Genomic DNA, 20,356 nt, shown 5'->3' on the forward strand with positions numbered 1-20,356 from the left:
AACCATCCGGAGGTAAAGTTTTGGCACGGATCGCCGGGGTTGATTTGCCCCATAACAAGCGTATTGAAATCGGGTTGACCTACATTTTCGGTATCGGTCGTACCCGTTCCCAGAAGATTCTCGACAAGTGCGGCATCGACTGGGGGACCAAGGTCAAGGATCTCACCGAGGAAGAAACTTCCAAACTGCGCCGCATCATTCAAGAAGAAGGCGACGTGGAAGGTGATCTCAGAAAGCGGATCAGCCTCGACATCAAGCGTCTGATGGAAATCGGCTGTTACCGCGGTAACCGCCACAAGCGCAACTTGCCTTGTCGCGGCCAGCGCACGCACACCAACGCCCGCACCAAGCGTGGCCGTCGGATTGCGATCGCCGGTAAGAAGAAGTAATTGACATCGGTGAATGGAGCATAGGAACAAATGAGTAAAGGTAAAGCGGTTAAGAAATCTGGTAGGAAGAAGGACCGCCGCACGGTCGTCCACGGTGTGGTACACATTCAGGCCAGCTTCAACAACACGATTATTACGTTTTCGGACAAAGACGGAAATGCGCTCTGCTGGGCTTCTTCCGGTGGTCAAGGTTTCCGCGGTTCTCGCAAGGGCACGCCCTTTGCCGCTCAGGTCGCCTCTTCCACGGCCGGCAACAAGGCCAAGGATTACGGTGTGAAAATGATCGACATTCATGTCAGCGGTCCCGGTGCCGGTCGCGAGTCCTCGATTCGCGCGTTGCACGCGCTCGGTTTCGAGATCAAAAGCATCAAAGATGTGACGCCCATTCCTCACAACGGATGTCGTCCTCCCAAACGGCGCCGCGTCTAATCTACCCCTTTCCGCGGAAGCACCCCTAACCAAGCCATTGGTTTGTCAGAATTTCGACGGCGGAGGATTGCCAGTATGATGCAAGTGAAAAGTTACCAGAGACCTCGACGCATTGAGTTCAACGAAGAGGAAATGACCGAGAACTACGGCAAGTTCGTCGGCCAGCCCTTCGAACGAGGTTTCGGTACGACGATTGGTAACGCTTTGCGCAGAACCCTATTGTCTTCTATCGAGGGTGCGGCGATCTCCGCCGTGAAGATCGACGGGGTTCTCCACGAGTTCACCTCGATCTCCGGGGTGACCGAGGACGTTACCGATATCATTCTCAACATGAAAACGATTCCGTTCAAAATGCACAGCAAAGACCCCCAGCGGGTCCACATCGATGTCAAGGGTCCCGGCGAGGTGACCTCCAACGACATCGTGACCGGTGCCGATGTGGATGTCCTCGACAAGACCATTCCCATCGCCACGCTGGGCGAGAACGGCCATCTCAAAATGGAGATGGTGGTGGAAATGAACCGCGGCTACGTGGTCGCCGAAGACAACTACAAGGACGATTTCGAGATCGGCTTCATCCCGTTGGATTCCGCACACAGCCCGATCAAGATCGTGAAGTACACCGTCGGTAGCGCGCGGGTCGGTCAGAACTCGAACTACGACAAGCTCACGATCGAAATCACGACCAACGGTTCCGTCGCCCCCAAGGATGCGCTCGCTTACGCCGCCAACCTGTTGCGTGAGCAATTGAGCATTTTCGTGCATTTCGAAAGCGTGCCCGAGGATGCACCCGCCAAAGAGAAGGACGAGGAAAAAGAAAAACTGCGCGAGCTGCTTGATCGCTCCGTGGACGAGCTCGAACTTTCCGTTCGCTCCCACAACTGCCTCAAGAACGCCAACATTCGCACGATTGGCGAACTGGTGCAGAAGACCGAATCCGAAATCCTCAAAACCAAGAACTTTGGTCGAAAGTCCCTGAATGAAATCAAGGAAATCCTGCTTCAGATGGGCCTGACCTTAGGCATGCAAATCGATTTAGAAAGTCTTAGGAAGTAAGAGGACCGCCTCATGCGACACAGAAAAGGATACTCGAAGCTCAATCGCAACACCAATCAGCGCAAGGCGTTGCTGAAAGGTCTCGCGATTTCTCTGTTCGAGCATGGCCGAATCACCACCACGGTTGCCAAAGCCAAGGAACTGCGCCGCTACGCCGAACGGTTGATCACGATCGCCAAGAAGCAGACCCCGAGCGCACACCGCGTGGTTTTTTCTCGCCTGCAGAACAAGGACATCACCAAAAAGCTGCTCAACGAATACGGCCCCAAGTACGAAGGCCGCAACGGCGGCTACACCCGAATTCTGAAAAAAGGCCGCCGTCTCGGCGATGGCGCCGAAATGGCCTTTATCGAACTGGTCGATTACGACCACCTGGCTCGAGCGGCTGGTGAAGATACCACCGAAGCTTAAGCAGAAGCCCCGGAAACGGGGCTTTTTCATTTTTTGGGGTTCGGACAGGGAACGCGAAATGGGGGATCCATGCGGGTTGCGGTGCTTTTGACGGGTTATGCCACGGGGTATACGGCCCAGAAATATGGAACCTATGCCGATCTCTTTCGGCATCTGCTCGAGGAGCCCGGCAGCACCTGGGACACTTTCGACGTGATCCAGGGGGAATATCCCCGCGACCTGGCCGATTACGACGCCTACGTCGTCACCGGCAGCGCCTCGGACGCCCACGCCACCGAACCCTGGATCCAGGATCTGAACCGCAAGCTGCGCGAGGCGTTCGATTGTGGTCGCAAGATCCTGGGGGTCTGCTTCGGCCACCAGGCGGTCGCCAACGCCTTGGGCGGCGCTTCCCATCGAGCGGACCAGGGTTGGGAGGTCGGCATTCACGCGTTGGACCTCACCGAGGCGGCGACCAAAAAGACCTACGGCCACAATTTGCCCACCAATTTGAACGTGCTTCAGACCCATCGCGACGAGGTCAAGCGTCTCCCACCGGGTGCCGAGTTGCTCGCTTCTTCCGCCCAGACCCCGATCCAGATGTACGCCGTGGGCCATCAAGTGCTCTGTATGCAAGGCCATCCGGAATATTTCAAGGACATCGTCTCGGATTTGCTGGAGGGTCGGGCTCTGCGAGGCCTGATTCCCGAGGATGTCGCCGTTGTCGCACGCCAATCACTGGCGACCATGGAGCCGGATCGAAACGCCTTTCAGGTCATGCTCAAGACCTTTCTCTACGGTTGAGATCGGGCCTCTTCAAGGCCTCACATTCTGGTCAGGTCGGTATCGAAGGGGAGCAGCAACGCCCTCACCGGCCCCGCATCGGCATCCCGCAGTTTGAGCGGCTGCGCCAACAGGATGTACCGGCCTGGCGCCACCTCTCCCAATACGATGCCTTCCAGGACGGCCAGGTCCTTTTGATAGACCATTTGATGGGATTCCAGCGCCTGTGAGGTCTCCGGATCGATCGACGGCGTGTCGATGCCCACCAACACGACCCCACGTTCCGCCAGCCAGATGACCAACTCGGGCGAGAGACTGTTGAAATCCGAGTTCCAGTTGTCGGGATCGGGGAAGCTGTCGGTTCGAAACAGTACCCGTTTCTCGGTGATCTCGATGTCCTGATCCGTTACGTGATACGGGTAGATGCGCTCGTCCGGACCCAGGGAGACGCCAATCACCTGACAAGCGCCCACGTACCGTTTGGGGTCGCGGCGATCGATGCCGATGCCGTCCCGATGGTAGTGATTGGGCGCATCGGCGTGGGCACCAACGTGCAGGGTGGTCTGGATGCTGGAAAGCAGGAGATGATCGCCCTTCTGAAAATCCATGGCAATCGATCTTCGGTAGGGAACGTCGCCCGGAAAAACGGCCGTGGATGCCGAGATGGCGGGAGTGATATCGATAAGCGTCATGAATGGCTCCTGCACTGCGTTGGTTGGCGGTAGCGTTTGGTTTTCGCTTCGATCATAGCAGGAAGCCATCGTGGTTGCCTTCGCTCTTTTTTCGGGTGAACCACATGGCTAAATCCCCGAAACCACACCCGACCGATCGCGATATTGCTTATAATAGGGACCAGTTCGATAGGGGGGCTCCATGCGCTTTTTTCTCACTTCTATTCTGCTCATGCTCGCCACGCCCCTTTGGGCGCAGCAGCTCGTGATTCCGGACGAGTTGAACGAAGACCAGGCGAAGATCTACCAGAAGGTCTCCACCGCGGTGTCCGCACCCTGCTGCAAGAACGCTATTCCGGTCGCGTTCCACGAGAGCCCGATGGCCAATCACATTCGCGACAACATCAAAGCGTGGATCCTCGAGGGTAAGAGCGAAAAGGCGATCATGGCCGAGCTGGCCGACATGGAAATCGGTTCTTCTGGCCTGAAGGTCATCTTCACCGTGCCGGAAAAAAAGGGCATTGGTCTCGTGGCCTGGCTGTCGCCAATCATTGGTTTGTTGCTTTCGATCGGCGGCATGTTCCTCCTTTTGAACAAACGTAAAAATGAGGACCCCACCGAAGGCGATAGCGACTTGATCGAAAATTACCGTTCCCGAATCTACGCCGATTTGGAATCCACGAAACGTTGATGCCGCTGTGCCCGGCCTGATGGTGACGCGTGCCGACGCTACGGCATCGATTGGATGGGGGCACTGAAGGCGCGAGTTTTTCAATGGAGAGGGCGGGGCCCCGAATGCAGGCAGGGTGCCCTACCGGCGGTCAGTCAGGCTGGTGTGACGCGCTCGTCTCTGGATGAGCGCCGACGGGCTCACCCTTGAGTCGTTTCCAGAGCTCTTCCCAATAGTGACTGGGCGGCTTGGGGCGCGGGCGCTTTTCGATTTGTGCCGGAAGGACCCGTTCGTCTTCGAGGGTGCCGATCTGGTAGGAGAACACGTAGAAGTCCTTCTCGCCGAAGCGCAAGTCGGCAAAAATCACCCGGTTATCTTCTTTATAAATGTGATAGTAACCTTTGCTGAACCATTGAAGTCGCCTGACTCCAGGTTGTTGGTCCATATCAGCAATGAGGTGGGTGCCCCGTTCCTTGGCGCTGAACGTCACGTCTTCCTCGCTACCCAAAAACGAATAGTAGGCCGTGTACACGCGGTCGTCCTGGATGTAGAGCGCCTTCCAGAGGACGCAGTTGAAGGCGGTGGGCATGGACATCATCGTTCCCTGACCCAAATTCGGATCGCGGGCCACCGCTTCTTGGAAAACTTTGTCCGCCGCCGCCTTGTTGAAAACGGTGATTCCCAGATACGAGCTACTCATCGCCAGTGCAAATAGGATGACGCGCCTTCGTTGCGCGGATTCGCGGGCCAGCCAAAAACTGAGTGCGACACTGAACAGTAGGGGGAGGGAATAGAGCGGATCGATGATGAAGACACTGCTCCAAGAGACCGGATAGGGCGATATCGGCCAGAAGACCTGTGTACCGTAGGTCGTGAAACAGTCGAGGATGGGATGGGTGATCAGGGCCCAAAAACACAATTTGGTCCAGTCTACCCAATTCACATCCAGCCGGCGGTGAATGCGGCCGATGACCAGTCCCATGATCGGTGCGAAGGCAGCGAGCACCAAGAACGAGTGCGTGGCCGAACGATGGTAGGTGAGACGCTGGACATCGTTCCAGAAAGGGTAGGCCAAAACGTCCAGGTCGGGGAGAGTGCCGGCCACGGCCCCCCAGATCAGAGCCTTGTTACCCACTTTACGGCCGAGTACGGCTTCCCCCACCGCGGCGCCCAACACCATTTGCGTCAGTGAATCCATCGTTGTCACTCCACCGTGCCGAAAGCCAATCGCGTACTGTTTTGCCAATTGTCGTTGGTGACCGGCTTCATGGGAATCGGTGGTCTGGCGCACCAGCGTCGCGCCGCGAGAAGGGACAGGTCGGATTGTTGTTGGCGCCATTCCCACTGGGCGTGCTCGAGTAACAGGATACCCGCGTAGCAGCGGCCGAGGTTCATGGCCAGAGTACGTGCCTGGCTTTCGAGGGCTTCCCTACCGGTTTTCGCCAAAAACTGGAAGTGTTCGAGCCATCGGTCCAGCTCGCGTTCCAAGATGGTCGCCTGAGGAGCCAGGGTCTCCTGGTCGATGTCCCCCAGGCGTCTGCGCGCGTCTTCGACGAGAGGTGCCAGGGCATCTTCCTTCGATATGGCTCGCAACATGTCCAAACTGAGTATGTTGGTCGTACCTTCCCAGATCGCCAGTACCTGGCCGTCACGGAGCAGCATCGGGAGATGGGTATCTTCCACGTAACCGGCGCCACCGAAGGATTCCAGTACTTCGCTGGCGCTGGCGACCCCCAACTTGGCGGTGAACAGTTTGGTGATGGGGGTGAGGATGCGCAACAGCTTGTCGGCACGGCCCTCCTGGCGGTCGGTTTCCGCTTCACCCAGGAAACGGGCGACCTGAAGCACCAGCGACAGGCAGATTCGGTAATCGGTTTCCAAATCGGCGAGGGTTTCCGCGTGCAGCGGGTGATCCAGGAGCCGCTTTCCGAAGGCACGGCGTTTGCGCGCGTAATCCTTGGCCAGGGTCAAACCGCGACCCATCGACGAAACCGCGCATACTGCGTTGTAGACCCGGGTTATGTTGAACAACGAAGCGATCTTGCGAACGCCGTGACCTTCGCCGCCAACGAGTTGGGCCGGCGTGCCGTGCAGGGTGAGTTCCGCGGTGGGTAAAGCGCGTGTACCCAATTTGTCCTTCAGTCGATGCACCTCGATTTGGTTGAGCCGGCCGGCTGGGTCTCGCAGTTCCAGGTAAAACAGGCTCAGGCCCTTGCTGCCTTCGGGAGCACCTTCGATGCGCGCCAGGGTCATGGCCATTTCCGAGGTAGTCGCCGACGTGAACCATTTGGTTCCCTGCAGGCGGAAGCCACCCTGACCGTCGGGGCGGGCGATGGTGCTGGTGCCACCCACGTCCGAACCGCCGGTGCGTTCGGTCATCCACTGACCCGAGGTCCAGAACCGGTCGGGATCGCGACTGGTGAGGTTGGCGTAGGCGTTTTCTTTCAGCGATTCGTCACCGTACAGTTCGATCGCTCGTGCGGTGCCGTCGGTCATGGCCAGGGGGCAACTGAAAACCGCGGATGAAGGATGGTAGAGATGAAGCAGCGTCATTTGGTAGAGTCGCGACCAGCTTCCGTACTTCCGTTCGTAACCCGTGGCGACCAAACCCTCCTCCGCCGCCGCCCGTTTGAGCAGGTCCCAGCTTGGATGGGTTTCGATCTCGTCCACGCGCCTGCCCCAGGCATCGAAGGGGATATGCACGGGCGGATGGGTTTCGGCCTGTCGCGCCAACGCCAGGAGATCGTTCGCGGCGCGGTGGCCCAGATGGTCGAGATGTGGCTGGATTTCCCGAAGGATCTCTCCTGGCAACATTCGAGTGAGGCAGGATTTGAGAAACCCGTCGCTTTCATAGGTGTTGCCGAGAACGGGACCTTCCTGGTAGAACGTGCTCATGGGCGGACTCCGAACTGAAATTTCATTCAAAGTTCATATTCTAGTACCGCGCCGCGGAAGTCTGCCAGCGCGATTTCGGGCTGGGTCGGTTGGAAGCGGAGATATTGCCGGCGATCGGGCTTCGGCGCGGTGCCGTGCGCTTCAGGGGGTCCAGGATGACCATGGGTGAAGAAGAGAAATTGGATTTCGAAGGGCATCGAAACCAGGCGATCACGTCCGGAGCCAGGAAAAAAGGTGGCCAGGGCCGAACGAAGGGACCGGATGCCCTTCCAAGCAAGAAAAAAGTGGTGGCCCTGCAGTTGTCGGCGGAAGAAGATCAGGCTTTTCGCGAGTTGGGCGGTGCCGGATTCTTGAAGCGATTGCTGGCGTCCGAGTCTTTGCGCAACAAGGTGAAACGACTCGTCGACGAGGATTGAGCGCTGGGTTCCAGGCGCCGGGTGGCTCGTGGGCGCGGGCTCGAATCGAACCCGAGGGCTCCAAAAAAAGCTGTCGATGGGAAGGTATTCGGGATAAACGGCGTTCGGTTGGATGGACGAGAAACGCCCATTTTTTGAACCGGCCTAACATTTCCGGGTGGCGGAAATGGGCTGCTCCCGAGATCTGTTTTCGGGTTACAATCTCCGGTGAAATATTCATCCCCTCCATTCCCTTCGACGGTTCCGTCCATCTGAGAACACGCTGTGATCAGTGAGGTATTGCCATGAATGCTACAGATCCCGAAATTGAAAAAATCACCACCCTTCAGGCTGTCCGTCAAGCCATCCGCAGTCGCAATCTACGCCGTCTCAACGAAGCCTTCGAACGTCCCTGGGCCAAGGAAATGCTGCGCGAAGCAGCTAAAAAACGTTCCGATTCGGGACATTACACCGTCTATCAAATGGCGCTGAAGTCCATGGCCAAAGAAGAGCGCCTGCGGGCTTTTCAATGGACGTGGGACTGTTACCACCCGCTGATGTCCGACTTGGGCAAATGCCTGCAGGATATGGACGGTTATGTAAGACACGCCTGATCGGCGCGTTTCGCGTGGGGAATGTGATCTTCGGGTTTCGATCATGGCTGGGGTTTTCAAAGGGATCGCACGTTTAGGATCGTTTTCAAGAACAAGTGCGTCATGTCCCACGTCCATCCGGAATCGATCACGCCCCGCTCCGAGGCCTAGGAGAAGTTGTCATGAATCCTTTTCGTACCACCGCGACAGGTTTGGTCTGGTTTGGCTTCTCCGTGGCTTTTCCTGGATTGTTGCAGGCTCAGGACTTGGAGATCGAAGAAGAAATGACGGTGTCCCGCACGGTCGTCAACGTGCGGGTCGTCGACAATTTCGGTGCACCGATTCCCGGCCTGTCCAAGGAAAATTTTCTGCTCAAGATCGAGGGCAAGGAAGTTCCGATCATCCAGGTGGAATACGTCGATCTCAACGAGGTGGTGCCGGAGGTGGTGCCCGAGATCGTGCCGAAAGAAGATCCCGAGGCAGACTTCGAGTTCATCGACGAGATGGGCCCGCGTCCGGGAGAGCCGGGCTACGGTAAGGAAAAGCTCAACGTGGTATTGATTCAGGGCTCGATCAACCCCGAGAGGCAGTACGGGTTGATGCGATCCCATCACTTCGCGAAGAAGGTCGTCAGCAGTCTCCCGCCCGATTCCTACACCGCGGTGTTCTCGTTTCACACCCACCTCCAGTTCAAGTGTGATTTCACCCGCGACAAAGAGCTGCTCCACGACGCCGTGTGGGAAGCGGTGGAGCGCGATTCGGAGGTGGTGTTCCAGGCGGCCAATCACCCCAGCGTCACGGCCCATTTCAGCGAGGCGCGCGGGAAGGAGGTCGCCAACGTAGAAGACGCCTTCCTGGAAATCGCGCGGGTGTTACGCAACTTCAACGGTTTCAAGAACCTGGTCTACGTGGGGTGGGGCATTGGCGAGTGGAGCCCCACTACCGGCATGCATTACGGGTTCGAATACCATCGGGCCGTGGTCGAACTGACCCGCGCCAAGGTATCGGTTTTTTCGCTGGATCTCACGATGGCCGATTACCATTCGTTGGCGGCCGGCATGATGAAGCTCTCGGGTCAAACCGGCGGTACCTATTTCAGCCTCTACAAGTTCCCCGACCGTGCGGCCAAAATGGTATCCCGCAGCATGTCGGCCTATTATCTGATCACCTACGAGCATCCCGAGGTTCGCAAGCGCCGACCGAAGTACAAACTCTACCTGGTCAACACGCGCGGCAGCATGATGGTTCGCGATCCCTACAACCGCGATTGAAGGATCAGTGGCTGTCGGCCAGCTCGCCCGCGATGTTCTTGCTGATCATGGATTTGATCTTTTCCGGCGCCAGTCCGTAGCTTTTGAGCACCATCAATTTGGTGACCATCGCTTCACGCGTCATGTCCAACCCGTCGCCGACGCCCATCTCCAACATGGCGCGGCCCGGTGCATAGGTGCCGAGCATGACTCGACCACGGGGCACCTGGCTGCGAATGAACACCATGCCGCCTTTTTCGATGAATTCGGCGAAGATGTCGCGGATGGGCTTGTCGAACGGCATGTTGCCGGTCCCGAACGCTTCCAGGATGACACCCCACTGATGTTCCAGGGCGGGGGCCAGTGATTCGAAATCCAAACCGGGAACCCAGGGTAATACCCAGGGCGCGGAGGGCAGCGAGCCGGGGATGGGGCGATAGATGGTGGGCCGTCGGGTTTGCGGCCAAAACAGGGCCTCGTTCCATTCCCAGCTAATGCCGGCCCGACCCAGCGCCGGGTAATTTGGGCTGTTGAAGCCGTCGAAGTCGCCAATGGCGGATTTGGTGGCGCGGTTGCCGCGATAGGCGGTGTTGTGAAAGAACACCATCACCTCGACAGGTCCCTCGAGCGCCGTCTCGAATGCGCCGAGCACGTTGTTGCGTGCATCGGTGCGGAGTTCCGCCAATGGGCGCTGGCCTCCGGTGAGCACCACTGGAACCGTCAGGCCGGGGAGTAGGAAAGACAGGGCCGAGGCGGTGAAGGCCAGCGTGTCGGTCCCGTGCAATACCACGATGCCGTCGCATTCGCCGTTCTCCTGGGCTCGTTCGATCCGGGTCGCGAGCTTCAACCAAATCGAGGGGGTCAATTGCGATGAATCCAAGTTGGCGACGATCTCGACCGTAAACGCGGCGTATTTCTCCAGCTCCGGAATCCAATAGGCCAGGTTTTGGAGAATCTGATCCGGTTCCAAGGGGCCGCCCTGTTGGGCGCGCATGCCCAGCGTGCCACCGGTGGAAAGTACCAACACGTGCTTGCGGTTCGCGTTCTCGCTCATCGTCCCATTCCTTTGACGTTCTCATTGGCGCCGATGGCAGGTTCGTCGCCGGGCGATCTGACCGTGATTCTAAACGAAAGCCGATGGGGATGAACCCGCAAACTGGGGTTTCTTCACCGGTTCGGGGCCCAGACGCAAAAAAGCCCCGAGATTGACTCAGGGCCTTGGGACTATCGGCCCCCGGGATCGGGGCCAGGCGTCGTGGAAGTAGAGGTCGAGGGGGAAAGTAAATCGGTTTCGCAAACAGGCGCCGAACGGTGGCAAACAAAAAGGGAACCTATGGAAACATGATGAAGCGAGACCCGAAATTTGGAAGGAACGGTTTTGCGGGAGTCAATGGTAGGGTAACAAAGTGGAGTTTTTCAAGAAGAGGGTTGGGTATGAAGGAGGTCTCTTCCGAATCCATAGGTTCAATGGCCTTCTTGGCGAAAAGTGTGCCACTAAAGCCAAGATGCAGGGTGGCGTCTTCGATTTCAAGTGTTGTCGCGAAACAATGCTGGGAGACTGGGGTTTCGGTTAATTTATCATCTGTGAAATCAGGTGGTTTGGCGGTTTTGCGGGCAGGGTTAATATTGTGTAAATGTATGCTGGATCACCAAGGGTTCGCGCTGGAAAACCGCGTGGCCATGTCCAGTGGATTCCGTTCCCCTTACGATTGAATCCCCCGTGGGAACAGCGTCGCGAGCACCCGGGTCAACACTTTCCCGAACAACGTCTCGAATTGTTTGTGGAAGGATTTGATCGCCTCTTCGTCATGCTCGGGGCTCGCTGCCATTTTGCACAGCGTTCCGATGTCGCGTTCCAGATCCCGCGTGTGTCGCTCTACCAGAATGGTCAGATACTGGTTGGGTTCCTCCGCCTTGAGCGGGCCCTTGCCGCGACCGTGGTGGCTCGTCACCAGGTAGTAGGTGATCGTGAGCTTGAAGAATTGGATCAGGGCGGGCTTTTTCCAACTGACGCGGCCGCGCGGCAACCGATTCATGACGGAGGCATAGGAGGCGCCACCGAGATACCCGCCCAGGAATCCCAGGAGCGCGCCGCCGCCGACGGTCAAGCCGCCGCTCATCAAATCGGCCGCCAATCCGGTGCCGGCTCCGGAAAGGGCGCCTGCGAGCAAACCGGAGCGTGTTTCGGAGAGGGCTTTGCCCGCAAGGCCGGCCAGTTGCTGGATATCCGCCTGAAGCCGGGCTTGGCCGGATGACTCGATGTGGAACAGGGCGATCAGGTGATCGAGATAGGCGTCCATCTGGTTTTGCAGCTCGGCCAACAGGGCGTGAAACGTCTCGGCCTTGCCCTGATCGGGTCGTTGTTTCGTGTGCTGGCGGCATGCGAACAGAAAGAGTCGCCCGGCCTGTTCGATGGCGGAGGTCTTGATTTGTTCGTATTGGCGGACCCACTGGTTGCGGATCATGGCGAGCGCGGTTTGTTTGTCGGGTGTCAGGTGTGGTTCGATCAGGTCCATCAGGCGCAATTCCTGGTGCCAGGCGCGGGTGAACGCGTCGAGAACCAGCACGTTGCAGAGACATGGATAGCGCGAAAACGATTGTTTCCAGCGGTTTTCCAGCTCCTTCATGCGCAGCGGCGTCGGGTCTCGATCCCAATCGACCTGATTCAAAATCATGATGACGGGCTTTTCCAATGCTTGAAGCAACTCCAACTCGGCATTGACATAGGCCGCGTCCTCGGGTTCCTCGCGCACGTTGACCAGGTAGAGCACCAGGTCGGCCTCGCTGCGCACGTTGCGAGCCGCCTCGAGCGAGCAGTAGAGGGAGCGGTTGAAAAATCGATCGACGACCTCGTTCATGATCCAGCCTGCCGCGCCGTTCTCGCGGCGAAGCCGTTTCAGGAGCTTGCCGATATGCCCGAAACCCGGTGTGTCCCAGAGGATCAAGGCGGCTTTGTGGGTGTGGATCATCTCCCTGCGCGACGCCGTTTCGGTCACGTGTTCGCGATCGGCCACCTCGCCGACGTCCTCACCCAACAGCGTGCGCGCGAGGGTGGTCTTGCCGATGTTGGTGTGCGACACCAGGCTCAACACGATTTCGGTTCGTCGCTCGGAGGCTTCCTTGAAGGGTGACGGTGCCTCGAGCGACGGACCCTGGATCTCGGTGGCGGCCATGGCGGTCAGTGACACGAGGGATCGTGGCGTCATTGCGGTCTCCAAAGGGTTTGGGCAATGGAAGTCAGGCTCGTCTCGGAGAAGGACTCGGGATTCGAAAGGTCGGTCCAGTAGCTGTGGACCACTTCTGCGGATTCGAGTACGCGTTGCCATGCGGTTCGGCGTTCCTCGGCGCGATCGAGAGGTATTTTTTGGTGGTCGACGACGATCAACAGTGTGCAGTCCGAAGGGTGGTCCGACAGGAATGTCGTCAGGTGACGGACGAAGGCGCCGTGCACTTCCGTTTCCGGCGTTTGGGCGCCGTTGAACACCAGGACGACGGCAAGGGTGACGGGATGCTCGTTTGGGGCGGGAGGCTCCAGGGGCACTTCGTCTTCGCCCCACTCTATCTTGTCCAGGCGTATTCGGGACAGGCGTTGGCCCCACAATTCGCGTGCGAGCCTTTCGAGCCGCGGGGTCGTACTCCGATCCGGCGTGTAGCCATAGAGCCAAATTCGGACCTGTGCGGCCTCTCCGCGCAGTGCCGAAAGCCAACGCCGGAAAGGATCGACAGCGGTATCCAAGGCGAACCCTTGGCGGCGAAACCGGCGATGCCGCCCGCTTTGCCAAAACAGCATCGCCAGCCGGGGGATTGCGATGTAGATCAGCGCGCTCAGGGCGAACAGGTGGATCCAGTCACCCGCGTGGGCGCTTTGGGCCAGGGGTGGGAGGCCATCTGGAAATATCCAGAGCACGGGTCGGAACACCCAGCTCAGAAATTGGCGCAGCGTTTCCTGGTCGCGGATGAAGGTGGAACTCCAGGTGAATGAATAGGCCTGGACCAGGGCCCTGAAATACAGGCCCAGAACAACCCCGAGCGCAAAAAAGATTGCCAGCAGGTGGAGCAACATGGCGACGCGCGCGTGGGCGAACCGCCCGCACTGGTGAAACCAGAGCTCCAAAAAGCGGAGGCGCGCGGTTTGTCGCACCCGGCTTTGCTCGCGATTCAAGGTGGTGTCGTCCCGGGAAAAGCGGGCCGTCAATCGCGGTATCGTCTTGATCAACTGGGGCAGCAGCCAGGAAATCGGATTTTTGGTGCCCCGGCGTTTCCAACCGAACAGCCCCAGCGAGACCATCGCCAAATAAACCCCGAAATGCCATAACAAAAGCAGCATGAAGGGGTTGAGCAACAAGTTGATTTCGGGTTCCGTCCCCAGGTAGTTCGTTGCGGCACCCATCGCCAGGGCGAACACGGCGCCGAAGGAGAACGCGGCGCGAGAGGACAGGGGCACGGTCGCGAGCTTACTCAGGTCGAGCTGGTGGCGCTGCCTGAGCCGCTCTTCCAGCCGTGTGGCGATTCGATCGAGCCACGCCGGTTCTTCGTCTTTGGCGACCGGGCCCTCCAAGTCCTCCGCGATTTCCAGGGGCAGCCGGCCCACCATGTTTTCCTGCAGCACCACCCGGTTCTCGTCCACTTCCCAGAGAGCTTGGAGCAACAGCAGACGTTTCGTTTGGGGTTCGTCCAGCATCGCGTCCGTCAGGGCGAATCGGCGAGGTCCAGATCGTCCGCCGCCTGGACCTGGTTACGGCCGTTCTCCTTGGCGAAGTAGAGCGCTTTGTCGGCCTGGTCGACGAAGGCGCTGACGTTGTTCTGCATCCAGGGCTGGTAGGTGGCCAGACCGGCACTGATGGTCACGTTGATGCTCAAGTTGTCCTTTTCGACCACCATCGACTCGATCGATTGGCGGAGACGCTCGGCGAACTGGCGGCAGCCGTCGAGTTCGGTTTCCGGAAGCAGGATCAAGAACTCTTCTCCGCCGTAACGGGCCGCGATATCCGTGGCTCGGGTACTCTCGCGGATGACATTGGAGACGCCCACCAGGACCTGATCGCCGGCGAGGTGGCCGTAGGTGTCGTTCACCTTCTTGAAAAAGTCCACATCGAGGAGGATCATGCTGCACGCGCGGGTGTATCGACTGGAGCGTCCCATCTCCTCGTAGATCCGCTTGTCGGCGTACTTGCGGTTGTAGAGCCGGCTCAAGTCGTCGGTCACTGCCTGGGTGTACAGGCGGGCGTTCTCCAGGGCGATGGCCGTCTGGCAGGAGAAAGCGTTGAGAAATTCGGTTTGATGGCGATGGAAGGCGCCTGGCGTGCGCAGGTTGTCCAGGTAGATCACACCCGAGATTTTTTCTTCCTGCTTGAGCGGAATGCACACCACACTGCGAATGCGCGAGGCCATGATCGACTGCGACGACTTGAAGCGAGGATCCTTGAGGGCATCGTCGATGAAATCGATTTGCTGCCGTTCGAAGCAGCTCTTGGCGATGGTTTGGCTGAAGGTGAAGTCGAAATCCAGGGCCGATTGGTCGGCGCGGTCGAAGCGGTGGGTCACCATCGACTTGAGTACCCCGTGGCGCGGGTCGTACAGCAGGATGAAGCCGCGATCAGCCCCCAAAACCTTGACCACCATCTTGAGTGCGGTGCTCAGGAGTTGGTTGGCGTCGAGAATCTGCCCGATTTCCTGATTGATCTGCTGCAGGACTTCGTGTTCGCGGAACTTGGATTCCACGTAATGGGTCAGTTCCTTGACCTCGTCGTCGAGCCCGCTTTTGAGCACGCCCAGCTTCTCCGCATCGTCCACGCTGGATTCGAACAGGTGGTACAGGCGGTTGCGAATCCCCTCGATCTCCTGAGTCCACTTCAGGCTGGAGAAATTGATGACCAGGGTTTGGGTGGTATCGCCGCGCACGTCATCGGGTGCTTCCGAAATATCCTGCAGACGAACGGGCAGGCGGCCCAGGAAGATCTGGTCGCCGGGCGCGAGGGCGAAGGATTGATGGGGTTCCAGCATTTGACCATTGACCTTGGTGCCGTTGCTCGATCCCAAATCTTCCAAATGGTAGATGTTGTCGGCACTGAACAGGCGCGCGTGGTGGCGGGAAATACTGGATTCCTCGATGGTGAGGTCGCAATCCGGATCTCGGCCGATCGTGTAATCGCCGGCCGTCAACGAGAACTGTTCCGTTTGCCCGTTCTGGGTCCAACGAAGCACCAAGCCGGACTCTTGGGATTCTGTCTCCATGTAAACCCGCCCGTAAAAAACTGACCGTTCCCTGGCACTTTGTGACCGAACCGCCTATCGTCAGCCCGATCCAAGCCGGGAACGCGCATTGTGAATCATGGTTTTGAACCATGAACAGAAATGTTTCCTTGAAACTAGCACAATTCAGGAGTGCTCGCTAGTGCCCATCCGGAAACGGAAACGTCGCCAACTCCCTGCATGGAAGCTGGATGGACGAGGCACCGAGTCTCTGACGGGACCTTCTCTCGAAGCGATATTCACCGGTAGGGGACCGCCGTTCGATACCCGTGGGGAAGGGACCGAACGACAGTGAGCGATTCGGGCGATCGGGTGCCGAAACACGCCGGAACCGAAGAGATGGGCGACCCGTCGTGCATGGCGGCGCGCAGGTCGCGATGACGATTCGATTTTTACTCGCTTTTCTCGCGCCCATCTCGAAACGGACCTATCACGACAACCCAGGCGGCCGGCCAGGATGGGCACGACCCCAAGGCCCGTGACATCGGGCGATCAGGTGTTGTCGCTGCCTTTGGCGGGAACCGGTTCCCGAAGCAGGCGGTCGATATCTTTCTTGAGCTGGGTGATCTCTTCGGGATCGGTGCCTTCGTAGTAGCCGCGAATCTTTTGGTTGCGGTCGACCAGGATGAATTTCTGGCTGTGATTCAACAGGTTGTCGGGATCACCCACCTTGAATCCATCGACCGCCACCCGCAACAGCTCGTCGGCGGCGCCCGTCAAAAAGTGCCAACGATCGGTGTCGGCTTTCAGTTTGGTGGCGTACTTGGCCAGTTCCTCCGGTGTGTCGTGATCCGGATAGACCGTGAAATTCACCAGGCGCAGGTCCGTGCGTTCGCGGTAATGGGTCTGAAGTTCGCCCATGTGGCCGGACATGGCGGGACAGGGGCCCGCGCAGGTGGAAAAGAAGAAGTCGGCCACCCAGACCTTCCCGTCCAGGGTGTCGGACGGGAACGCCTCGCCCCTGGTATCCGTGAACCGGAAGTCGGGTGCTTCGCCGTGCACCGGCAGCGGCGCGGCCATCACCTTTGGCTCGTACAGGAAAAAAGCACCTACGCTAATCAAGAACATGAGAAAAAAACCGGAAAAAACGACGGTAAGCGATTTCGTCGACATGATCCTTCCTCGGATTGAGGCCTCGTCCAGCAGGCCGGGCTACCGGTGGGGGAGGGCCGGCGCAAGGCCAAGTATAGCGCGTTCCGAGCGGACTTCGACAACAGCTTGATCAGAGGTTTCGCCGGCGTTCGCGAACGGGTTTTTCGAAGGGCCCGCTCAGGCGATCGATGCTTCGTCGGCCTTTTCGTCTTCGGCGGATTTCGGGCCGCCGAAAGAGTGGCAATCCTCCGTGGGACTGCCGGAACAGCAGGGCTCCATGTTGATGCCGCAGGCTGCGCACTGTCCGTGGCCGTGAACCCAAACGATGTTCAACGGCGTGCTGCACCAGGGACAGCGATCTTCGGAAGGATTCACGTGCACCTCGATTTCGATGGTTTCCCTGTTGTCCAGGAACGGCGTTGAAATTGAGACGAAACCTCTCGATTCGCCCGCCGCGCAGGACGAGACCACGGTTCCTCGCCGCCGCCGTGGCGTAGCTTGCCGGACGCCACCTACTTGACGTCGGTGGGGTCGGCCGTGAAACTGAGGCAGATTTCAAAAAAGCCTTCGCTCGACCAGTATACCGAGGAGATGAAGGGATTGTCGCCCGCGTTGGAAATGATGTGGTTGCGACCGAAGATGACGTAAGGTGTCGAGACGGTGTAGCTCAGGTTCATGCGGCCGAATTCGCCCTTCGCGTTGCCGGTGATGATGTTGACCATCTCGCCCACGGCATCTTTGACCTGGTCGTCGATCAGGGTTTTCTCCTCGCCCAGCAGAATGTGGTGGATCTTCAGCGCCAGGCGGTTGGAAATATTGAGCAACACCTTGCCCCGCAGCCCTTTGCCGAAGATGTCCAGCAGGGCCGAGAGCTCGAATTTGGGGGCGAGCGTTTCGCGCATGACCACACCCTTCTTGCGCGTTTCCAGGCTCAGGTAGTTCTCGAAGATCTTCTCCGTCGCGTTCAGGATGGGGTTGATCAGCTCGGTCTTGTAGGTGAAGGAGGGTGTCCCGCCACTGGCGGCGATCCCGTTGAGTTTTTCCTGTATTTCGTCCAGATAGAGGTTCAGGTCCACCTGACCGACCTCGCAGTCGAAGATCATGCGAATCACCGGATATCGCGACAGCACGGCCACCAGGTGTTCCTTGCCGACGATGATGGTGGGTGTCGAAAGCTTGAAGATTTGGTCCTTGGGCAGGTTCTTTTTGGAGTTGCCGACGATGATGTTGCAGATTTCCCCGGTCATGTCCTGCACGTCCGCGTCCAGTTCCTGAGTGTCGCCGCCCAGGATCCGGTTGGCCAAACCTTTGGCGACAGTGTCCTTAAGGCACAGGAACAGGTGACCTTCGACCTTCGGACCCTTGAAGGATATTTGCGAACTGATGTCGTAGATGGCCGAACAGATGCGTTCCAGGCGAAGCTCGCGTTTGACGAGCTTCAGGCCGGCCAGCGACTCCATCACGTTTATCGTCGATTCGAGAATGGGGTTGATCAGCTCGACGAAATTCTCGTCCAGTTGCTTGCGATCCGTCAGCTCGCCCCGTTGCTGTTTTTCCCGCTCCAGTTTGCGCAGATTCGAGGAGGCCTCGATCAGGTTGATCAAATCCTGATGGTGTTTGTCCAACATACGTTGCAGGCTGGCGGTGATCTTGAGATCCAACTGGTGCTGAATGGCTTTGTTCAAGTTCAACAGGTGGCAACGGATCAGGTTGCCCGATGCACTGACCACGCGGGCGACGGCGTCGATGGTGATGCCGAACAGGTTGTAGGTGAGCGCCACCTGCTTGCCACTGTCGAAGAAGGGGTCGGCCACCGCGACCTTGAAGGCGATGCCACTCGCGCTCACGTCCTGAATGGCCCCTTGAATCAGCTTCTTGCGGCCCTCTTCGGCGAGGGGGTTGCCGCTGTCGTCCAGTTTGCGGACGACCACGATCTTGGTGAGCTGCGGTGCGATGGGGATGCGGACGTACTTGCGCGGATCGTGGGAAGTGAGCACCGATGGCGTCGCGAAGACATATTCCTTGGGCTTGTTGCCCTTCTCCAGATTCACCGGGAGCTTGAATTGGAGGGTGAACGAGCGCAACACCAGCAGACCCACCTGGGCGGGAATCCACTGTTTGAAGGTCAGGCGAAATTGGGTGTTGTTGACTTTTTCGAGGGCCGCCTCGAAATGGCGTCCGGAATCCTGCGGGTAAAAGATTCCCGGCGCCTTTGTAAATGCGGCTATTTCCAAGTAGATGAGGACTTTGTCCGAATCCTCCACTGTGAATTTCAAAGAGGTACGTCCTTTATCATGACCTTGAGTGGTAAAGGGCGGCCGCTTGTGGGTACCGCTGGCGCCATGAGCTCGTTCGATTCTTCACTTACCGGTGTCTGGTCGGAAACGGAAGGGCGTGATCCGGCTGAATGGCCGCAGTCTCGGGCTTCAGGCCTCGGGTTTCGGCAGGGCGAACATTCACAGGTGATTAGCGAAACCCGATACCTGACGGCCGATGCCACTTCTAATGGCGTTGCGGACCGATCCTGGAGACCCAATTCGATGATGCCGTCGTTTCCGAATGAGCACCGTCTAGGGATATCTTCGGTTATTTTTCTTAAATCCTTAGCTTTAGGGTGATTCAAACATTTTGTTTTTTGTCGCAAAGTGGCGCTATGTCTTTGGGGCCCAATCGGGTTGGGGTTGGTTCCGGCTCGTCCGAAAGGAGTCTCAGGGCTTGTCCCGTTTGAGGTGAACCAGGAATTCCCGGTTCCCGGTTTTGCCCGCGATCGGGGAATCGACGGTTCCGTGGCACCACCATCCCTGCTGGCCGCACCAAGCCAGAAAGGCGTCGAGAATGTCCCGCTGGCGCGTTGCCGAGGCCACGACCCCGCGATGATTGACACCGCCCGGGCCGGCCTCGAACTGCGGTTTGACCAGAAGGATCATGTCGCCGTCCTCGGTCACCAGATCGGCGATCGCGCCCAGAATCAGCCGCAGGGAGATGAACGACAGATCGGCCACGGCGATGGACGCTTTTTCCGGCAGGGCCGCGCCGTCGCGAATGTTGAGACCTTCCATGTTGATCACGCGGCGGTCCTCGCGCAGTTCCGGCGCCAGTTGGTCGTGGCCGACGTCGATCGCGTAAACTCGGCTTGCGCCCTGTTGCAGAAGCACCTGGGTGAAACCGCCGGTGGAAGCGCCGACGTCGACCGCCACCCTGTCCGCGACCTGCACCGCGAACGCTGCCAAGGCCGCGGTCAACTTGTGGGTTCCGCGTCCCACGGCGCCGGTATCCTCGTCGATGTGAATCGCGCACCCCACATCGACCATTTCACCTGGTTTGGCGGCGATTCGGTCGCCGTGACGGACCTTGCCGCGTTTGATGAGGTCGCGGGCGTGGGATCGACTTCGCGTCAGCCCACGCTGTACCATCAATTGATCCAGCCGGGTTTTGGCGGAAGCCGACATGCTGCCCGTCCTTCTCGTCTCGGTATGGGGGCATCGCCAGGT

Annotated in this window: 20 protein-coding genes; 9 read left to right on the plus strand and 11 right to left on the minus strand. The window is 58.6% G+C overall.

Annotated features, from left to right (window positions below; genetic code table 11):
- The first annotated feature begins 20 nt into the window (after positions 1-20).
- From rpsM to J3U87_RS19975, 5 genes are all read left to right on the plus strand, one after another.
- The gene (rpsM, locus tag J3U87_RS19955) at positions 21-389 is read left to right on the plus strand and encodes a 30S ribosomal protein S13 (RefSeq protein ID WP_237377538.1); all 369 of its coding nucleotides are present in this window, start codon (positions 21-23) and stop codon (positions 387-389) included.
- Between the two features lie 30 nt (positions 390-419).
- A complete protein-coding gene (gene rpsK / locus J3U87_RS19960; protein WP_237377539.1) occupies positions 420-818 on the plus strand; it encodes a 30S ribosomal protein S11 in 399 nt (132 codons plus the stop codon).
- A 75-nt stretch (positions 819-893) separates the two neighbouring features.
- Positions 894-1,874 carry a DNA-directed RNA polymerase subunit alpha gene (locus tag J3U87_RS19965; protein ID WP_237377540.1) on the plus strand — a complete coding sequence of 327 codons (981 nt, stop codon included), beginning with the start codon at positions 894-896 and terminating at the stop codon, positions 1,872-1,874.
- 12 nt (positions 1,875-1,886) lie between these two features.
- Positions 1,887-2,285 (plus strand): 50S ribosomal protein L17, encoded by a 399-nt coding sequence (rplQ, locus tag J3U87_RS19970; RefSeq protein WP_237377541.1) that lies wholly within the window; start codon positions 1,887-1,889, stop codon positions 2,283-2,285.
- A gap of 69 nt (positions 2,286-2,354) precedes the next feature.
- The gene (locus J3U87_RS19975) at positions 2,355-3,068 is read left to right on the plus strand and encodes a type 1 glutamine amidotransferase (protein ID WP_237377542.1); all 714 of its coding nucleotides are present in this window, start codon (positions 2,355-2,357) and stop codon (positions 3,066-3,068) included.
- Between the two features lie 20 nt (positions 3,069-3,088).
- Here the strand turns inward: J3U87_RS19975 and J3U87_RS19980 are convergent, their stop codons facing one another.
- Entirely contained in the window at positions 3,089-3,739 is a 651-nt protein-coding gene (locus J3U87_RS19980) for a cyclase family protein (RefSeq protein WP_237377543.1), read from the minus strand.
- A 181-nt stretch (positions 3,740-3,920) separates the two neighbouring features.
- Here J3U87_RS19980 and J3U87_RS19985 point away from each other — a divergent pair, with 181 nt between their 5' ends.
- Positions 3,921-4,409, plus strand: coding sequence for a cytochrome c-type biogenesis protein CcmH (locus tag J3U87_RS19985; protein ID WP_237377544.1), 489 nt, complete (start codon positions 3,921-3,923; stop codon positions 4,407-4,409).
- A gap of 130 nt (positions 4,410-4,539) precedes the next feature.
- On the opposite strand, the gene J3U87_RS19990 is transcribed toward J3U87_RS19985, so the two are convergent.
- Entirely contained in the window at positions 4,540-5,586 is a 1,047-nt protein-coding gene (locus J3U87_RS19990; RefSeq protein ID WP_237377545.1) for a metal-dependent hydrolase, read from the minus strand.
- A gap of 5 nt (positions 5,587-5,591) precedes the next feature.
- Positions 5,592-7,283, minus strand: coding sequence for an acyl-CoA dehydrogenase family protein (locus J3U87_RS19995; protein ID WP_237377546.1), 1,692 nt, complete (start codon positions 7,281-7,283; stop codon positions 5,592-5,594).
- Between the two features lie 155 nt (positions 7,284-7,438).
- Between J3U87_RS19995 and J3U87_RS20000 the strand changes: the two genes are divergently transcribed.
- From J3U87_RS20000 to J3U87_RS20010, 3 genes are all read left to right on the plus strand, one after another.
- On the plus strand, positions 7,439-7,699 hold the full coding sequence (locus J3U87_RS20000) for a hypothetical protein (protein WP_237377547.1): 261 nt from the start codon (positions 7,439-7,441) through the stop codon (positions 7,697-7,699).
- 284 nt (positions 7,700-7,983) lie between these two features.
- Positions 7,984-8,292, plus strand: coding sequence for a hypothetical protein (locus J3U87_RS20005; RefSeq protein WP_237377548.1), 309 nt, complete (start codon positions 7,984-7,986; stop codon positions 8,290-8,292).
- Between the two features lie 161 nt (positions 8,293-8,453).
- On the plus strand, positions 8,454-9,542 hold the full coding sequence (locus tag J3U87_RS20010) for a hypothetical protein (protein ID WP_237377549.1): 1,089 nt from the start codon (positions 8,454-8,456) through the stop codon (positions 9,540-9,542).
- A 4-nt stretch (positions 9,543-9,546) separates the two neighbouring features.
- Here J3U87_RS20010 and J3U87_RS20015 read toward each other — a convergent pair whose 3' ends face one another.
- From J3U87_RS20015 to J3U87_RS20050, 8 genes are all read right to left on the minus strand, one after another.
- Complete coding sequence (locus J3U87_RS20015; RefSeq protein ID WP_237377550.1) at positions 9,547-10,575, minus strand: asparaginase; 1,029 nt, start codon at positions 10,573-10,575, stop codon at positions 9,547-9,549.
- 649 nt (positions 10,576-11,224) lie between these two features.
- Complete coding sequence (locus J3U87_RS20020; RefSeq protein WP_237377551.1) at positions 11,225-12,727, minus strand: DUF3482 domain-containing protein; 1,503 nt, start codon at positions 12,725-12,727, stop codon at positions 11,225-11,227.
- Entirely contained in the window at positions 12,724-14,202 is a 1,479-nt protein-coding gene (locus J3U87_RS20025) for a DUF2868 domain-containing protein (protein WP_237377552.1), read from the minus strand. Before J3U87_RS20025 ends, J3U87_RS20020 begins: the two co-directional genes overlap by 4 nt.
- An 8-nt stretch (positions 14,203-14,210) precedes the next feature.
- On the minus strand, positions 14,211-15,755 hold the full coding sequence (locus tag J3U87_RS20030; RefSeq protein ID WP_237377553.1) for a diguanylate cyclase: 1,545 nt from the start codon (positions 15,753-15,755) through the stop codon (positions 14,211-14,213).
- Between the two features lie 510 nt (positions 15,756-16,265).
- Complete coding sequence (locus J3U87_RS20035; protein WP_237377554.1) at positions 16,266-16,841, minus strand: SCO family protein; 576 nt, start codon at positions 16,839-16,841, stop codon at positions 16,266-16,268.
- Positions 16,842-17,042: 201 nt separating this feature from the next.
- Positions 17,043-17,240, minus strand: coding sequence for a hypothetical protein (locus J3U87_RS20040; protein WP_237377555.1), 198 nt, complete (start codon positions 17,238-17,240; stop codon positions 17,043-17,045).
- A gap of 137 nt (positions 17,241-17,377) precedes the next feature.
- A complete protein-coding gene (locus J3U87_RS20045) occupies positions 17,378-19,141 on the minus strand; it encodes a chemotaxis protein CheX (protein WP_237377556.1) in 1,764 nt (587 codons plus the stop codon).
- A 432-nt stretch (positions 19,142-19,573) separates the two neighbouring features.
- Positions 19,574-20,314, minus strand: a complete 741-nt coding sequence (locus tag J3U87_RS20050) for a TlyA family RNA methyltransferase (protein WP_237377557.1) — start codon at positions 20,312-20,314, stop codon at positions 19,574-19,576.
- Positions 20,315-20,356 lie beyond the last annotated feature (42 nt).

Origin of the sequence: Sulfidibacter corallicola (assembly GCF_017498545.1) — a bacterium.
In the GTDB taxonomy this organism is placed as follows: domain Bacteria; phylum Acidobacteriota; class Holophagae; order Acanthopleuribacterales; family Acanthopleuribacteraceae; genus Sulfidibacter; species Sulfidibacter corallicola.

Excerpts from the sequence above, each read along its gene's own strand:
- J3U87_RS20015 (WP_237377550.1), bottom strand. The coding sequence starts at position 10,575 with ATGAGCGAGAACGCGAACCGCAAGCACGTGTTGGTACTTTCCACCGGT.
- rplQ (WP_237377541.1), top strand. The coding sequence starts at position 1,887 with ATGCGACACAGAAAAGGATACTCGAAGCTCAATCGCAACACCAATCAG.
- J3U87_RS19990 (WP_237377545.1), bottom strand. The coding sequence starts at position 5,586 with ATGGATTCACTGACGCAAATGGTGTTGGGCGCCGCGGTGGGGGAAGCC.
- rpsK (WP_237377539.1), top strand. The coding sequence starts at position 420 with ATGAGTAAAGGTAAAGCGGTTAAGAAATCTGGTAGGAAGAAGGACCGC.
- J3U87_RS20035 (WP_237377554.1), bottom strand. The coding sequence starts at position 16,841 with ATGTTCTTGATTAGCGTAGGTGCTTTTTTCCTGTACGAGCCAAAGGTG.
- J3U87_RS20020 (WP_237377551.1), bottom strand. The coding sequence starts at position 12,727 with ATGACGCCACGATCCCTCGTGTCACTGACCGCCATGGCCGCCACCGAG.
- J3U87_RS20030 (WP_237377553.1), bottom strand. The coding sequence starts at position 15,755 with ATGGAGACAGAATCCCAAGAGTCCGGCTTGGTGCTTCGTTGGACCCAG.
- J3U87_RS19985 (WP_237377544.1), top strand. The coding sequence starts at position 3,921 with ATGCGCTTTTTTCTCACTTCTATTCTGCTCATGCTCGCCACGCCCCTT.
- J3U87_RS20025 (WP_237377552.1), bottom strand. The coding sequence starts at position 14,202 with ATGCTGGACGAACCCCAAACGAAACGTCTGCTGTTGCTCCAAGCTCTC.
- J3U87_RS20005 (WP_237377548.1), top strand. The coding sequence starts at position 7,984 with ATGAATGCTACAGATCCCGAAATTGAAAAAATCACCACCCTTCAGGCT.
- J3U87_RS19980 (WP_237377543.1), bottom strand. The coding sequence starts at position 3,739 with ATGACGCTTATCGATATCACTCCCGCCATCTCGGCATCCACGGCCGTT.
- J3U87_RS19995 (WP_237377546.1), bottom strand. The coding sequence starts at position 7,283 with ATGAGCACGTTCTACCAGGAAGGTCCCGTTCTCGGCAACACCTATGAA.
- J3U87_RS20010 (WP_237377549.1), top strand. The coding sequence starts at position 8,454 with ATGAATCCTTTTCGTACCACCGCGACAGGTTTGGTCTGGTTTGGCTTC.
- J3U87_RS19965 (WP_237377540.1), top strand. The coding sequence starts at position 894 with ATGATGCAAGTGAAAAGTTACCAGAGACCTCGACGCATTGAGTTCAAC.
- J3U87_RS19975 (WP_237377542.1), top strand. The coding sequence starts at position 2,355 with ATGCGGGTTGCGGTGCTTTTGACGGGTTATGCCACGGGGTATACGGCC.
- J3U87_RS20050 (WP_237377557.1), bottom strand. The coding sequence starts at position 20,314 with ATGTCGGCTTCCGCCAAAACCCGGCTGGATCAATTGATGGTACAGCGT.
- J3U87_RS20000 (WP_237377547.1), top strand. The coding sequence starts at position 7,439 with ATGACCATGGGTGAAGAAGAGAAATTGGATTTCGAAGGGCATCGAAAC.